This window comes from Novosphingobium rhizosphaerae, from assembly GCF_050920675.1.
In the GTDB taxonomy this organism is placed as follows: Bacteria; Pseudomonadota; Alphaproteobacteria; order Sphingomonadales; family Sphingomonadaceae; genus Novosphingobium; species Novosphingobium rhizosphaerae.
Genome location: NZ_CP137861.1, coordinates 2,004,136 through 2,016,398 on the forward strand (window position 1 = coordinate 2,004,136; position 12,263 = coordinate 2,016,398).

Here is a 12,263-nt window from a genome sequence, read left to right on the forward strand (position 1 = left end):
CTGGCGCTGGCACGGGCGCGGGTCAAGAGGGAGAGATTGATTCTCGCCCCTTGGCGCGTATAGGCATGGCCCATGCGCACCGGATCGATCACCCGCACCACCGCCGAAACCGATATCAAGGTCAGCGTCAACCTGGATGGCTCCGGGCTCTATGACGTGAACACCGGGATCGGCTTCCTCGATCACATGATCGAGCAGCTTTCGCGCCACGGGCTGATCGACATCACCTTGCACGTGAAGGGTGACCTCCACGTGGACGAGCACCATACCGTGGAAGACAGCGCCATCGCGCTGGGCCAGGCGATCGCCCAGGCGCTGGGCGACAAGAAGGGCATCACCCGCTACGGTTCCACCTACGCCCCGATGGACGAGGCGCTGGCCCGCGTGGCGCTGGATATTTCCGGCCGCCCGATCCTGGTGTGGAAGGCGCGCTTTTCCCAGCCGCGCCTGGGCACGATGGACACCGAGATGTTCGAGCACTGGTTCCACTCGCTGGCCCAGGCCGCCGGAATCACGCTGCACATCGAATGCCTCTATGGCACCAACAACCACCACATCATCGAAGGCATCTACAAGGCCTTTGCCCGTGCCCTGGCGCAGGCGATCACGATCGATCCGCGCAAGGCCGATGCCGTGCCCTCGACCAAGGGCATTCTCGGTGGCTGAGGTGCTGGCCCTGATCGACTACGGCGCGGGCAACCTGCGCTCGGTGGCCAATGCCCTGAAAGTGGCGGGCGCCGAGCATGTCACGCTCACCGCCGATCCCGATGTGGTGCGCCGCGCCGATCGCATCGTGTTGCCCGGCGTGGGCGCCTATCGCGCTTGTGCCGGCGCGCTGCGTGGCGTGACAGGCATGATCGATGCGCTGGAAGAGCGCGTGCTGGTCGATGCCGTGCCGTTCCTGGGCATTTGCGTGGGCATGCAACTGCTTGCCTCGCGCGGGGTGGAATATGGCGTGACCGAGGGGCTGGACTGGATCGCGGGCGAAGTGCGCCTGATCGAACGCACCGACCCGGCGATCAAGGTGCCGCACATGGGCTGGAACGATGTTTCGCCCACGCTCCATGGCGATGGCGCCGCCCTGATCGAAGGGGGCGAGGCCTATTTCCTGCATTCCTACCACTTTGCCGCCGACAACGGCGCCGACGTGGCGGCGATGACCGACCATGGCGGCGGGCTGGTGGCGGCCGTTGCGCGCGACAACATCCTGGGCGTGCAGTTCCACCCTGAAAAGAGCCAGGGCTATGGCCTGCGGCTGCTCTCGCGCTTCCTCGACTGGAAGCCCTGAAGAAAGGGCAGGCCGCGGAACCACCCGCTGCCCCCGCGCTTTCCCTTTCCTGATACCCGCAGGAAAGGACAAATCATGGCAACAGGTTATGCCGCAACGGCGGCCAAGCCGGGGCACACCGCGCAAACGCCCCTTGCCGGGCGGCGCATCGCCATTACCGGCGGCACCACTGGCATCGGCCGGGCGACAGCACTGCTCCTGGCGGGCGAAGGTGCGCAGATTTTCACCTGCGGCCGCGATCCCGAACACCTGAACGATTGCCTGGTGGCCGTGCGCGAGGCGGGCGGCACGATTGATGGGCTTGCGCTCGACCTGGCACACGAAGGGGCGGTCGATCGCTTTTTCGGTGCGGCCGAGCAGGCCATGGGCGGGCTCGACGTGGCCGTGATCAACGCGGCCGTCCCTGCGTCCGGCTTGACCGAGATGGACGAGGCCGGCCTGCGCTATGCGATCGCTGCCGATTTCACCGCCTATCTCGTTTCGGCCTGGCGCGCCGCCGCCGCGCTTTCGGGCAAGGGGGGCGATATCGTGCTGGTTGGTTCGATGAGCGCGCATGTGCTGGGTGGGCATTCCACCGTCTATGCCGGGATGAAGGCCGGGATTGCCGGTTTTTCCGAGGCGCTGCGCCGCGAAATGGGCGGCAAGGGCGTGCGCGTCGGGTTGGTGGAGCCGGGCCTTGTCGGCACCGATTTCCAGTATCCCGACATTCCCGCCGACAAGCAGCGCGACATGATCGCCGCTGAAAAGATGCTGCGCGCCGAGGATATCGCCGTTGGCATCCATTATTTCCTCACCCAGCCCAGCCGCACCGTGGTGCAGCAGCTGGTCATCGTTCCCAGGGTCAACGAAGAATGAAATTTCCCCACGATCGTCTCGTCATCACGCCCCACGTGATCGACCTTTCGCGCTCGCCGCTGGCCGGGCATTTCGATGCGGAAACTTATGTTCTGGGCGCGTTCAACCCAGGCATGACCGTGCTGCCCAATGGCAATGTGCTGCTGATGGTGCGCGTGGCCGAGGCGCTGCGCGAACCGGTGCGCGACGGCAAGGTCCACGCGATCCGCTGGGATGGCGACGGGCGCACCGTTGGCGGGCAGGCCTTTGGGCGTTACGTGCTCGATGCCTGGCCGCTGGAACTGGCCGACACGCGCGATCCGCGCAAGTTCGTGGTGCCGGGCGGTGGCTGGAAAGTCATGGCGCTCACCTCGCTGTCTTGGTTGCTGCCGGTGGAAATGACGCCCGATGCGATGGACATCGTGGCGGTGCATTACGACAAGGCGATCGCGCCCGAAGGGCCATGGCAGTGCTATGGCCTGGAAGATGCACGCATTTCGCGCGTGGCAGACGGGCAGTACCTGATGACTACCTGCTCGGTCAGCCCCGAACGCCATTCCACCACGCTCTATTCCTCTGACAATGGGCTGGACTGGACGTTCGAAGGCCTGGTGCTCGATCACCAGAACAAGGACATGCTGATCTTCGAAGGCCTGATCGATGGGCAATACTGGGCGCAGACGCGGCCCTTGGGTGACTTGTGGTTTGCCTATCCGCCCGGCAGCCCATGGCGTGCGGGCCCGTCGATCAATCTGGCCACGTCGCCCGATGGCCGCCATTGGAAGCCGCACCTTTCGCCCCATATCCGCCCCCGCACCGATCGCCCGGCCAGCGCACGCATGGGCGGCGGCGCGCCACCCATCCTGACCGAGGTGGCCGGCCAGCGCGGCTGGCTTTCGCTGTGGCACGGGGTGGAGCCCAAGGAGATCGTGGGGATCTATCGCACGTTCTGGACGCTGCTCGACGAAGCCGATCCCACCCGGATCCTGGCGCAGGGAGACGGGCCCCTGCTTGAACCCGACGCCGAACTGACGCACCCCCTCGAAGACTTGCTCTACTTGCGCGACGTGGTGTTCACCACCGGCGTGATCGACCAGGGTGATCGCTTCATTGTCGCCTCGGGCGAGGCAGACCTGGCCTGCCGCGTGACCCACGTGCCCAAGGATGCGTTCGGCTAAGCGGGCGGAGGGGCTTGGACAGGCTCAGCCTGGACGGGATTTCCACGGGTTCAAACCGACCCCCGTTCGCCCTGAGCTTGTCGAAGGGCGTCACGCGCAACGCGCGCAAAACCCATTGGACATGCCCGCGCGCGATGCTAGGCGCGCGGGCATGATCGTGTTTCCCGCCATCGACCTCAAGGGAGGTCAGGTCGTCCGCCTTGCTGAAGGCGATATGGATCGTGCCACCGTCTATGGTGACGATCCCGCCCACCAGGCCACGCTGTTTGCCCAGGCCGGCTCGCAATACCTGCATGTCGTCGATCTCGACGGCGCCTTTGCCGGCGAAGCGCGCAACCGTGGCGCGGTGGAAGGCATTCTCAAGGCGTTCCCCGGCCATGTCCAACTGGGTGGCGGCATCCGCAATCCCGTGGCGGTGGATGGCTGGTTCGATCTGGGCGTCTCGCGCGTGGTGATCGGCACCGCCGCGCTGAAAGATCCGCAGTTCGTGAAGGACATGGCCAAGGCCTATCCCGGCGGTATCGTCGTGGCGGTCGACGCGCGCGATGGCATGGTGGCCACGGCCGGCTGGGCCGATGTGTCCGACGTGTCGATCGTGGAGATGGCCCGCCGGTTCGAGGATGCGGGCGTTGCCTCGCTCCTGTTTACCGACGTGGGCCGCGACGGGCTGCTCAAGGGCTGCAACATCGAGGCGACGGTCGACCTAGCGCGCGCCATGCGCCTGCCGGTGATCGCCAGCGGCGGGGTGAAGGGCATTGATGACATCGCCATGCTCAAGGTGCATGAAGCCGATGGCATCGAAGGCGTGATCACCGGCCGCGCGCTTTACGATGGGCGGCTCGACTTGGCCGCTGCAATCCAGATCGCCGAGGGCTGAAAAGGCCCGAACGCTGAAAGGCACTGTCATGACAGTTCGCGTCCGTGTCATTCCCTGTCTCGACGTGGCCGAGGGCCGCGTGGTCAAGGGCGTCAATTTCGTGGACTTGCGCGACGCTGGCGATCCGGTGGAGCAGGCCCGCGCCTATGACGCGGCGGGCGCGGACGAGCTGTGCTTCCTCGATATTTCCGCCACGCACGAAGGGCGCGGTACGCTGCTTGATGTGGTGGCGCGCACGGCCGAGGTCTGCTTCATGCCGCTGACCGTGGGTGGCGGCGTGCGCGCGGTGGACGATGCGCGCGCGCTGCTGCTGGCCGGGGCGGACAAGGTTGCCGTCAACAGCGCGGCGGTCGCCCGCCCAGAACTGGTGCGTGACATTGCCGAGAAATTCGGCGCGCAATGCGTGGTGGGCTCGGTCGATGCGCGGCGCGTGGGGCCGGGCAAGTGGGAAATCTTCACCCACGGCGGCCGCAAGGGCACCGGGATTGACGCGTTGTTTCATGCAGAGCGCCTGGCCAAGCTGGGGGCGGGCGAATTGCTCGTCACCTCGATGGATGGCGATGGCACCAAGGCCGGCTATGACCTGGAACTGACCCGCGCGATTGCCGATGCAGTGCCCGTGCCGGTGATCGCCAGCGGCGGGGTGGGCAACCTGGACCATCTGGTGGATGGGGTCACCAAGGGCCATGCCAGCGCCGTGCTGGCAGCGTCTATCTTTCACTTCGGCACCCATTCCATTGCCGAAGCCCATGCCGCCCTGCGCGCCGCCGGATTGCCCGCGCGGGGTTGACCGGGGAAGGGGGCGCAACAGGTCTTGACCCGTGCCCCGCGCCGTTCCATGCCCCCGGCCATGGATCAGACCACTGCCACGCTTGCCCGTCTGGAAGCGACCATCGCCGCGCGCCGCAGCGCCGATCCCGATGCCAGCTATGTCGCGCGGCTCCATGCCAAGGGGCTGGGCAAGATCGCGCAGAAAGTGGGCGAGGAAGGCGTGGAAACCGTGATCGCCGCGCTTTCGGGCAGCGAGAGCGAACTGGTGGGCGAAGCGGCCGACCTCTTGTTCCACCTCATGGTGTTGCTGGGCGCGCGCGATGTGCCCTTTGCCCAGGTCCTGGCCGAACTGGACCGGCGCGAGGGCCTTTCGGGCCTGGCGGAAAAGGCGGCGCGCCCACGCGATTGAGCCGGAATTCACCAGTCTGAACAATCCACATATCTGAAAACCTAACGGTTTCAGCGTTCTGCGGAGAGCCATTCCATGCCGATCGATGCCACGCTGCCCTATGACGATCAGAACGTCTTTGCAAAGATCCTGCGCGGGGAGATCCCTTCGAAGAAGGTTTACGAAGACGAATTTGCCCTGGCATTCCATGACATTGCGCCCCAGGCGCCGGTCCATGTGCTGGTCATCCCCAAGGGACCATACGTGGCCTGGGACGATTTTGCGGCCCATGCCCCGGCTGACCTCATCGCCGGCTTCGTGCGCGCGGTGGGCAAAGTGGCACGCGATCTCGGGCTGGTGGAGCCGGGCTATCGCGTGCTCGCCAACCTGGGCGGCCATGGTGGTCAGGAAGTGCCGCACCTGCACGTCCACCTGTTCGGCGGGGCGCCGCTTGGCCCGATGCTGGCGCGTTAATCCTTTCGCAGCGCAGCAGAATAGGTTAACACAACCTTGTCATTCCGTCGCAAGGCAGCCACGCTTCGTCCATGAACGGCCCGGATTTCCCTGCTGGCTGCCTTGATGGCAAGACACATCGCTTTGCGGTGCGGGTCTATTATGAAGATACCGATCTCTCCGGTGTTGTCTATCACGCCAATTACTTACGCTGGTTCGAACGCGCCCGATCGGATTTGTTGCGGCTGATTGGTATCGATCAGCGCGCGGCCCATGAAGCCGGTGAGGGCGTCTTTGCCGTGGCCGACATGGCGCTGCGCTATGCCAGCCCCGCGCGCCTGGATGACGGCGTCGTGATCGAATCGCGTCTTGCCGCACTGCAAGGCGCAAGTGTCACGCTGCTTCAGCAGGCGTTCAGGCGCGCCACCCTTCTTTGCACCGCGCGCGTTCGCGTTGCCTTCGTCACGCCGGGAGGGCGGCCGCGCCGTCTGCCGCCTGCCTGGCACGATGCCTTTGCCGCCCTGATTGTTTCCGAACAGGACCTTGAGAAAGCCCGCCCATGACTTTGGCCCTTCTTGCCGCCGCCGCAAGCGTGACTGCCGGCGCACCCACCCGGCTCAACCCGGTTGCCCTGTTCCTTCATGCCGATATCGTTGTGCAGATCGTGATGGGCGCGCTGGTTCTGGCCAGCGTGTGGGTGTGGATGATCATCGTATCGTTCAGTCTGCGGATGGCCGGCGCCCAGCGCCGCTCCAACCGCTATGAGCAGGGCTTCTGGGAAGCGCGCGATATCGACGCCTATCACAAGGACAACGGCAAGGGCGACGTGCCCGCCGCCCGCGTGGTGAGCGCCGCCCTGGGCGAATGGCGCCGCTCCACCGCCGGCAAGAACGTGGATCGCGAAGGCACGCGCCAGCGCCTGTCGGTGGCGATGGACAGCGCCGTCGCGGCCGAGACGGACCGCCTTTCGGGCCGGCTCAATTTCCTGGCCACGGTGGGTTCGGTCGCGCCGTTCGTGGGCCTGTTCGGCACCGTATGGGGCATCATGGACAGCTTCTTCAATATCGGTGCGCAGGCCAATTCCTCGCTCGCCGTGGTGGCGCCGGGGATTTCCGAAGCGCTGTTCGCCACGGCGATCGGCCTGGTGGCGGCGATCCCCTCGGTCATTGCCTACAACCGTTTCAGCAACGCGGTGAACCGCTTCGAAGCGCGCCTGTTCCGCTTTGCCGACCGTTTCCACGCCACCTTGAGCCGCGAGCTGGAGCAATAAGCCATGGCCATGAACCTGGGCCAGGGTAGCAGCGGTGGCGGGCGCAGGCGCCGGTCGCGCGGCGCGCCCATGGCGGAAATCAACGTGACGCCGCTGGTGGACGTGATGCTGGTGCTGCTCATCATCTTCATGGTGACCGCGCCGATGCTGACGGCGGGCGTGCCGATCGACCTGCCCGACAGCAAGGCCGAAGCGCTGCAGGAAAAGAAGAACGAGATTACGCTGAGCATGGATGGCCAGGGCCGGCTGTTCCTGGATGACCAGGAACTGGCGCCGGGCGAACTGGCCGACCGGCTGGCCGCGGTGCGCAAGCCCGATGGCAAGGCCCCGCTGGTGACGCTGCGCGCGGACAAGGCGCTCGATTATGGCCGCGTCATGGCGGTGATGGGCGAATTGAACGCCGCCGGGTTCAAGCAGATCTCGCTGGTCAGCAATGGCACGGCGGGCGGTGGGGAAAGCGCCGCCGCGCCCGCAGCGGAAAGCCAGCCCTGATCCCCATGGCCACGCGCGATCCCCTTGATACGCCTCCATCCGGTTTCCGCCGCGAAGAAGCCGTGGCGCTGGGCATTGCGGCCGCTGCCCATGTTGCGCTGATTGCCGCGCTGACGCTGTCGCCGCCGGGCAAGAGCATTAAGCCGCCGCCCGAGCGCATGGTGGTGACGATTGCCGACCAGGTGGCCGATACCGCCACCTCGCCCGATCCCAACGCCCAGGCCGCGCCCGACGTGGCACCGGATCTGGGCGAGCAGCAGGCCGCCGCCGAACCCGAACCCGCGCCGCCAGCGCCGGTGGAAAAGCCGCAGCCCGCGCCGCCGCAACCGGCGCCGCCCAGGCCCGCCCCACCCAAGCCTGCGCCGCCACAGCCGGCCCCCCGGCCCCAGCCAGCGCCGCGACCGGTGCCCCGGCCCGAGCCGCGGCCGCAGCCGGCCCCGCCCAGGCCCGCGCCCGCCAAACCCGCGCCGCCCAAGCCGGCCCCGCCCCGGCCTGCGCCGCCCCGGCCCGCGCCCGCCAAGCCGACACCGCCCGCGCCGCGCCAGGCGGAACATGCCCCCGGCCGTGCCAGCCCGGCGCCCACCCCGCCGCGCAAGGCGCCGCAAGGGGGGAACCGCATCGGCAGCGATTTCCTGGCCGGCGTGCCCAGCAACAGCAATCCGGGCACCTCGCGCAACCCTCCGGCGCAAACTGCCGGGCCGGATGTGCGGGCCTCGCTCGGCATGGCGCTGTCACGCCAGATCAAGCCGCACTGGGTGGGGCCATCGGGCGTGGATGTGGACAAGCTGGTGACGGTGGTGGCATGGAACCTCAATCCCGACGGTTCGTTGGCCGCAAAACCGGTGGTGGTTTCGCAAAGCGGGATCACCGATGCCAATCGCGCCCAGGCCCGCCGCCATGCCGAACTGGCCATCCGCGCCGTGGAACTGGCCGCTCCGTTTGACTTGCCGCCGCAATACTACAACAGCTGGAAGCGCGTTTCCGCGTTTCGCTTTGACTGGAAACTGTCGCAATGAAGCGTAAGCCCCCCGCACGCCTTGCCCCCGCTCTGATTGGCTTGGTCGCCCTGACACTGGGCGCCGCGCCGGCGTTGGCCCAACAACAGCCTTTGCCGGCTTCCAACGCGCCCCAGGCCGCGCCGACCACGGCCGCCCCGGACGATGGCGGGCTGACCGGCTCTGTCACGGGCGAGGGCGCCTGGCAGGACCTGGGCGTGGCGATCCCCGCGTTCCCCACCGACAATCCTGTGCCGACGGCCGCCGAAGGGGGCAATACGGCCGCGCTGGGCAAGAGCCTGGCGCGGGTGGTCTATAACGATCTCAAGAACAACGGCCTGTTCAAGCCGACCGGGCCAGATGCGCTGCCGGGCGTGGCCTATCCCCAGGTTTCGGCGCCTGATTTCGGCGGGTGGCGCGCGCGTTCGGCCGAAATGCTGGTGCAGGGCTTTGTCCGCGCCGCGCCCGACGGGCGGCTGACGGTCGGTTGCTATCTCTATGACGTGGCGCTGGGCAGCGAACTGGCGCGCCAGGGCTATGTGGTGCAGCCGGCAGACTGGCGCCGCGCGGCGCACAAGTGCGCCGACATGGTCTATTCGCGTCTTTCCGGCGAAAGCCCGTTCTTTGACAGCAAGATTGCCTATATCGCCGAAACCGGCCCCAAGGACCATCGGCGCAAGCAGCTGGCGATCATGGATTCCGATGGCGCCAACCACCGCTTCATCACCAATGGCCAGGCCACCGCGCTGACCCCGCGCTATTCGCCCGATTACCAGCAGATCGCCTACCTTTCCTATCTCAACGGCAATCCGCGCATCTATGTCTATGACATCGGTACGGGCACGCAGCATCTCGTGCTGCAAAGCCGCAACCCCACGTTTGCGCCGCGCTGGTCTCCCGATGGCAAGAGCCTGCTGTTTTCCATGGCGATCGGCGGCAACACGGATATCTATCGCATTCCCGCCACGGGCGGCACGCCGGTGCGGCTGACCAACACGCCGGGCATCAACGTGGGCGGATCCTATAGCCCCGATGGCAAGCGCATCGTGTTCGAAAGCGATCGTTCGGGCAGCCAGCAGGTCTATGTGATGAACGCCGATGGCACCGACCAGAAGCGCATCAGCTTCTTTGGCGGGCGCGCGGCCACCCCGGAATGGAGCCCGCGCGGCGACCAGGTGGCGTTCACCTGCATCTGTGGCAACTTGCGCGTGGCGGTGATGAACCCCAGCGGTGGCGACATGCGTTTCCTGACCAACAGCTGGCAGGACGAAGCACCGACCTGGTCGCCCAACGGCCGTATCATCCAGTTTTTCCGTACCGAAAAGAACACGGGCCGCACGTCCATCTGGCAAGTAGACCTGACGGGTCGCAACGAACGCAAGCTCAATACCCCGGTCGATGCATCGGACCCTGCCTGGGGCCCGGTGCTGCCGTGATGGCGCCGGCCGGATTTACTTGGGGGCGATGAGCCCTTCGCAATTCATTTGCCGATTCGCCTTGTGCAATGCAACATCCTGAAACACGCCTGAGGAGACACCCCATGAATCGCAAGCTTCTTGTCGTGACCATGCTTGCTGGCAGCCTCTCGCTGGCGGCCTGCTCGTCCAATTCGGCCAAGAACCGCTCGGCCGCCGAACTGCCGCCGCAGCCCAGCGCCGGCACGACCACGACCACGCCGCCTCCTGCCGGGCCCAGCGGCCCGACCGCCGGCAGCCAGGCCGATTTCGTCGCCTCGGTGCAGTCCGACACGATCCACTTCGATCTCGATCGCTACAATGTCGATGCGCAGAGCCAGGCGATCCTGCAAAGCCAGGCGCAATGGCTGGCGCGCTATCCCGGCAAGCTGGTGACGATCGAGGGCCACTGCGACGAACGCGGCACGCGCGATTACAATATCGCGCTGGGCGAGCGCCGCGCCAATGCGGCCAAGGCCTACCTTGTCAGCCTGGGCATCGACGCCAGCCGCATCACCACGGTCAGCTATGGCAAGGAGCGCCCGATCGCACTGGGTTCGGACGAAGCCAGCTATGCCCAGAACCGCCGCGCGGTGACCGTGACGGTCCAGTAAAAGCGGGGGCAGTAAGGACAGCTTGCGCCGGGGCGCACCCGGCGGTTAAGAGCGAATCCGTTTGAGAGGGGGCGCTTTGTGCGGCATCGCCGCGCGGGGCGCCCCATCTGCTTGAGAAGCGAACGGCTTGAGGAGCGAACGTTAGGGCCGATGGCACGGCAAGGGCGATCCACTGATTGGGGCTTTCCCCGCTGGCGCGGCTATGGCAGCGCCCGCGAGGCCGTGAACGTGCGCCTGTGCGACCGCGCCGGGTGCAGTGAGCCGGGCAATTGCCCGGCGCCCAAATCGCCCAATAGCCCCGATCGCTGGTACTTCTGCGAAAAGCACGCGGCCGAATACAACGCCGGCTGGGATTATTTCGCCGGGCTCGACAAGGAAGAGGCCGCTGCGCGCGAGCAGGCCGAGCGCCGCACCAACGAAGGCTATACCGATTCGTCGTGGAAAGCCTGGGCCGGGCCCGGCGATGGCACCCGCAGCCGCGACGAACTGCGCGCACTCGAAGCCCTGGGCCTCGATCCCGATGCACCGTTCGAAGACGTGCGCAAGGCCTGGCGCACCCGCGCCAAGGAAGTGCACCCCGATGTGCGCCCCGGCGACGAGAAAGCCGCCGCCGAATTCCAGAAGCTGCAACTGGCCTATGAAGTGCTGCGCGCCGCCGAGGATCGCCGTACCTGGAAGGGGTGAGGGCGGGCGCCAGGCCGTCAGCCTGTCAACGCCGCCACCGCGCCGGGCGGGGCTTGCGGGCTGGCCAGCGTGACCAGGTCCACCGTGGCGGCATGGTCGGCCAGGGGGCGAAACACCAGGCCTTCGAGATGGAGCCGTGCCAGGCTGGCCGGTGCCAGGATCACGCCCTGGCCGGCAGCGGCGAGGCTGGCCGCCGTGATGAAATCGGCGGTGCGGCGGATCGGTGGCGGGGGCAGGCCAGCGGCCTTGGCCAGCGCGGCAACGGTTTGCGCCAGGCCCACTTCTTCGTGAAATTGCGGGGTCAGGAAGGTTTGGCCCGCCAGGTCGGCCCCACGCAGCGGGCTTGCCGCGGCAAGTGGGCTGGTCTCCCCCATGGCAACCAGCAGCCCTTCGCGTTGGCGCGCCACTTCCACGCAACCGGCCGGCCATGACGGGCGCGGCCGCACGATCGCCAGATCAATCCGGCCATCGGCCAGCGCCTTGAGCTGGTCGGGCGTTTCCATCAGCGCGGGCATGACCTCCACCCCCGGCAGCATTTGCGCCAGCGTGGCGATCAGGCGCGGCAGCACGCCGGCCATGGCCGCGGAAAAGACATAGCCCACGTGGATCGGCCCAGCTTCGCCGCGTGCCAATGCCCGGCCGACGCGCTGCGTGCGGGCAAGCGTTTCCAGCGCGGCGCGGGCCTGGGGCAGGAACAGCATGCCTGCCCGCGTGGGCGCCACGGCCATGCGACTGCCGCGTTCGATCAGCCGGGCACCCAGCGCATCTTCCAGCCGTTGCAACCGCTTGCTGGCCACCGACTGGGCAATGCCCAGCGCATCGGCGGGGCGCTGGAAATGGCCATGATCGGCCACGGCCACGAACACGGCGAGGGTATCGGGATCAAGCACGGTCAGCTATTCCAAAACGCGATCAAAATCGCTGTTTCGTGGAATTGATGCGATTGCCGGGCTCTGTCAATCCTG

The 12,263-nt window shown here is 66.9% G+C and carries 16 protein-coding genes; 15 read left to right on the forward strand and 1 reads right to left on the reverse strand.

Features of this window, described 5'->3' with window-relative positions:
- Positions 1-72 precede the first annotated feature (72 nt).
- The 15 genes from hisB (at position 73) to R9J51_RS09235 (ending at position 11,298) form a co-directional block, all read left to right on the forward strand.
- Positions 73-666 (forward strand): imidazoleglycerol-phosphate dehydratase HisB, encoded by a 594-nt coding sequence (gene hisB, locus R9J51_RS09165; protein ID WP_168554251.1) that lies wholly within the window; start codon positions 73-75, stop codon positions 664-666.
- On the forward strand, positions 659-1,288 hold the full coding sequence (gene hisH / locus R9J51_RS09170; RefSeq protein WP_179504276.1) for an imidazole glycerol phosphate synthase subunit HisH: 630 nt from the start codon (positions 659-661) through the stop codon (positions 1,286-1,288). Before hisB ends, hisH begins: the two co-directional genes overlap by 8 nt.
- A gap of 75 nt (positions 1,289-1,363) precedes the next feature.
- On the forward strand, positions 1,364-2,143 hold the full coding sequence (locus R9J51_RS09175) for an SDR family oxidoreductase (RefSeq protein ID WP_168554253.1): 780 nt from the start codon (positions 1,364-1,366) through the stop codon (positions 2,141-2,143).
- A complete protein-coding gene (locus R9J51_RS09180; protein WP_179504277.1) occupies positions 2,140-3,300 on the forward strand; it encodes a glycosidase in 1,161 nt (386 codons plus the stop codon). Before R9J51_RS09175 ends, R9J51_RS09180 begins: the two co-directional genes overlap by 4 nt.
- Positions 3,301-3,451: 151 nt before the next feature.
- Positions 3,452-4,177 (forward strand): 1-(5-phosphoribosyl)-5-[(5-phosphoribosylamino)methylideneamino]imidazole-4-carboxamide isomerase, encoded by a 726-nt coding sequence (gene hisA, locus R9J51_RS09185; protein WP_179504278.1) that lies wholly within the window; start codon positions 3,452-3,454, stop codon positions 4,175-4,177.
- 28 nt (positions 4,178-4,205) lie between these two features.
- Complete coding sequence (hisF, locus tag R9J51_RS09190) at positions 4,206-4,967, forward strand: imidazole glycerol phosphate synthase subunit HisF (protein ID WP_179504279.1); 762 nt, start codon at positions 4,206-4,208, stop codon at positions 4,965-4,967.
- Positions 4,968-5,027: 60 nt separating this feature from the next.
- Positions 5,028-5,357: a phosphoribosyl-ATP diphosphatase gene (locus R9J51_RS09195; protein ID WP_179504280.1), complete on the forward strand. Its 330-nt coding sequence runs from the start codon at positions 5,028-5,030 to the stop codon at positions 5,355-5,357.
- Between the two features lie 75 nt (positions 5,358-5,432).
- On the forward strand, positions 5,433-5,810 hold the full coding sequence (locus tag R9J51_RS09200) for a histidine triad nucleotide-binding protein (protein ID WP_169473836.1): 378 nt from the start codon (positions 5,433-5,435) through the stop codon (positions 5,808-5,810).
- A gap of 71 nt (positions 5,811-5,881) precedes the next feature.
- On the forward strand, positions 5,882-6,352 hold the full coding sequence (gene ybgC, locus R9J51_RS09205; protein WP_179504281.1) for a tol-pal system-associated acyl-CoA thioesterase: 471 nt from the start codon (positions 5,882-5,884) through the stop codon (positions 6,350-6,352).
- Positions 6,349-7,059, forward strand: coding sequence for a protein TolQ (tolQ, locus tag R9J51_RS09210; RefSeq protein ID WP_168554260.1), 711 nt, complete (start codon positions 6,349-6,351; stop codon positions 7,057-7,059). The genes ybgC and tolQ overlap by 4 nt, the downstream gene beginning before the upstream one ends.
- 3 nt (positions 7,060-7,062) lie before the next feature.
- On the forward strand, positions 7,063-7,551 hold the full coding sequence (gene tolR, locus R9J51_RS09215) for a protein TolR (protein WP_168554261.1): 489 nt from the start codon (positions 7,063-7,065) through the stop codon (positions 7,549-7,551).
- A 5-nt stretch (positions 7,552-7,556) separates the two neighbouring features.
- Positions 7,557-8,567, forward strand: a complete 1,011-nt coding sequence (locus tag R9J51_RS09220; RefSeq protein ID WP_168554262.1) for a TonB C-terminal domain-containing protein — start codon at positions 7,557-7,559, stop codon at positions 8,565-8,567.
- Positions 8,564-9,982 carry a Tol-Pal system beta propeller repeat protein TolB gene (gene tolB / locus R9J51_RS09225; protein ID WP_168554263.1) on the forward strand — a complete coding sequence of 473 codons (1,419 nt, stop codon included), beginning with the start codon at positions 8,564-8,566 and terminating at the stop codon, positions 9,980-9,982. Before R9J51_RS09220 ends, tolB begins: the two co-directional genes overlap by 4 nt.
- A gap of 104 nt (positions 9,983-10,086) precedes the next feature.
- On the forward strand, positions 10,087-10,614 hold the full coding sequence (pal, locus tag R9J51_RS09230; RefSeq protein ID WP_168554264.1) for a peptidoglycan-associated lipoprotein Pal: 528 nt from the start codon (positions 10,087-10,089) through the stop codon (positions 10,612-10,614).
- Between the two features lie 150 nt (positions 10,615-10,764).
- Entirely contained in the window at positions 10,765-11,298 is a 534-nt protein-coding gene (locus tag R9J51_RS09235) for a J domain-containing protein (RefSeq protein ID WP_168554265.1), read from the forward strand.
- Positions 11,299-11,315: 17 nt separating this feature from the next.
- Here the strand turns inward: R9J51_RS09235 and R9J51_RS09240 are convergent, their stop codons facing one another.
- Positions 11,316-12,188 (reverse strand): LysR family transcriptional regulator, encoded by an 873-nt coding sequence (locus tag R9J51_RS09240; protein ID WP_179504282.1) that lies wholly within the window; start codon positions 12,186-12,188, stop codon positions 11,316-11,318.
- Between the last annotated feature and the right edge of the window lie 75 nt (positions 12,189-12,263).

Excerpts from the sequence above, each read along its gene's own strand:
- hisB (WP_168554251.1), top strand. The coding sequence starts at position 73 with ATGCGCACCGGATCGATCACCCGCACCACCGCCGAAACCGATATCAAG.
- R9J51_RS09175 (WP_168554253.1), top strand. The coding sequence starts at position 1,364 with ATGGCAACAGGTTATGCCGCAACGGCGGCCAAGCCGGGGCACACCGCG.
- R9J51_RS09180 (WP_179504277.1), top strand. The coding sequence starts at position 2,140 with ATGAAATTTCCCCACGATCGTCTCGTCATCACGCCCCACGTGATCGAC.
- hisA (WP_179504278.1), top strand. The coding sequence starts at position 3,452 with ATGATCGTGTTTCCCGCCATCGACCTCAAGGGAGGTCAGGTCGTCCGC.
- hisF (WP_179504279.1), top strand. The coding sequence starts at position 4,206 with ATGACAGTTCGCGTCCGTGTCATTCCCTGTCTCGACGTGGCCGAGGGC.
- R9J51_RS09195 (WP_179504280.1), top strand. The coding sequence starts at position 5,028 with ATGGATCAGACCACTGCCACGCTTGCCCGTCTGGAAGCGACCATCGCC.
- R9J51_RS09200 (WP_169473836.1), top strand. The coding sequence starts at position 5,433 with ATGCCGATCGATGCCACGCTGCCCTATGACGATCAGAACGTCTTTGCA.
- ybgC (WP_179504281.1), top strand. The coding sequence starts at position 5,882 with ATGAACGGCCCGGATTTCCCTGCTGGCTGCCTTGATGGCAAGACACAT.
- tolQ (WP_168554260.1), top strand. The coding sequence starts at position 6,349 with ATGACTTTGGCCCTTCTTGCCGCCGCCGCAAGCGTGACTGCCGGCGCA.
- tolR (WP_168554261.1), top strand. The coding sequence starts at position 7,063 with ATGGCCATGAACCTGGGCCAGGGTAGCAGCGGTGGCGGGCGCAGGCGC.
- R9J51_RS09220 (WP_168554262.1), top strand. The coding sequence starts at position 7,557 with ATGGCCACGCGCGATCCCCTTGATACGCCTCCATCCGGTTTCCGCCGC.
- tolB (WP_168554263.1), top strand. The coding sequence starts at position 8,564 with ATGAAGCGTAAGCCCCCCGCACGCCTTGCCCCCGCTCTGATTGGCTTG.
- pal (WP_168554264.1), top strand. The coding sequence starts at position 10,087 with ATGAATCGCAAGCTTCTTGTCGTGACCATGCTTGCTGGCAGCCTCTCG.
- R9J51_RS09235 (WP_168554265.1), top strand. The coding sequence starts at position 10,765 with ATGGCACGGCAAGGGCGATCCACTGATTGGGGCTTTCCCCGCTGGCGC.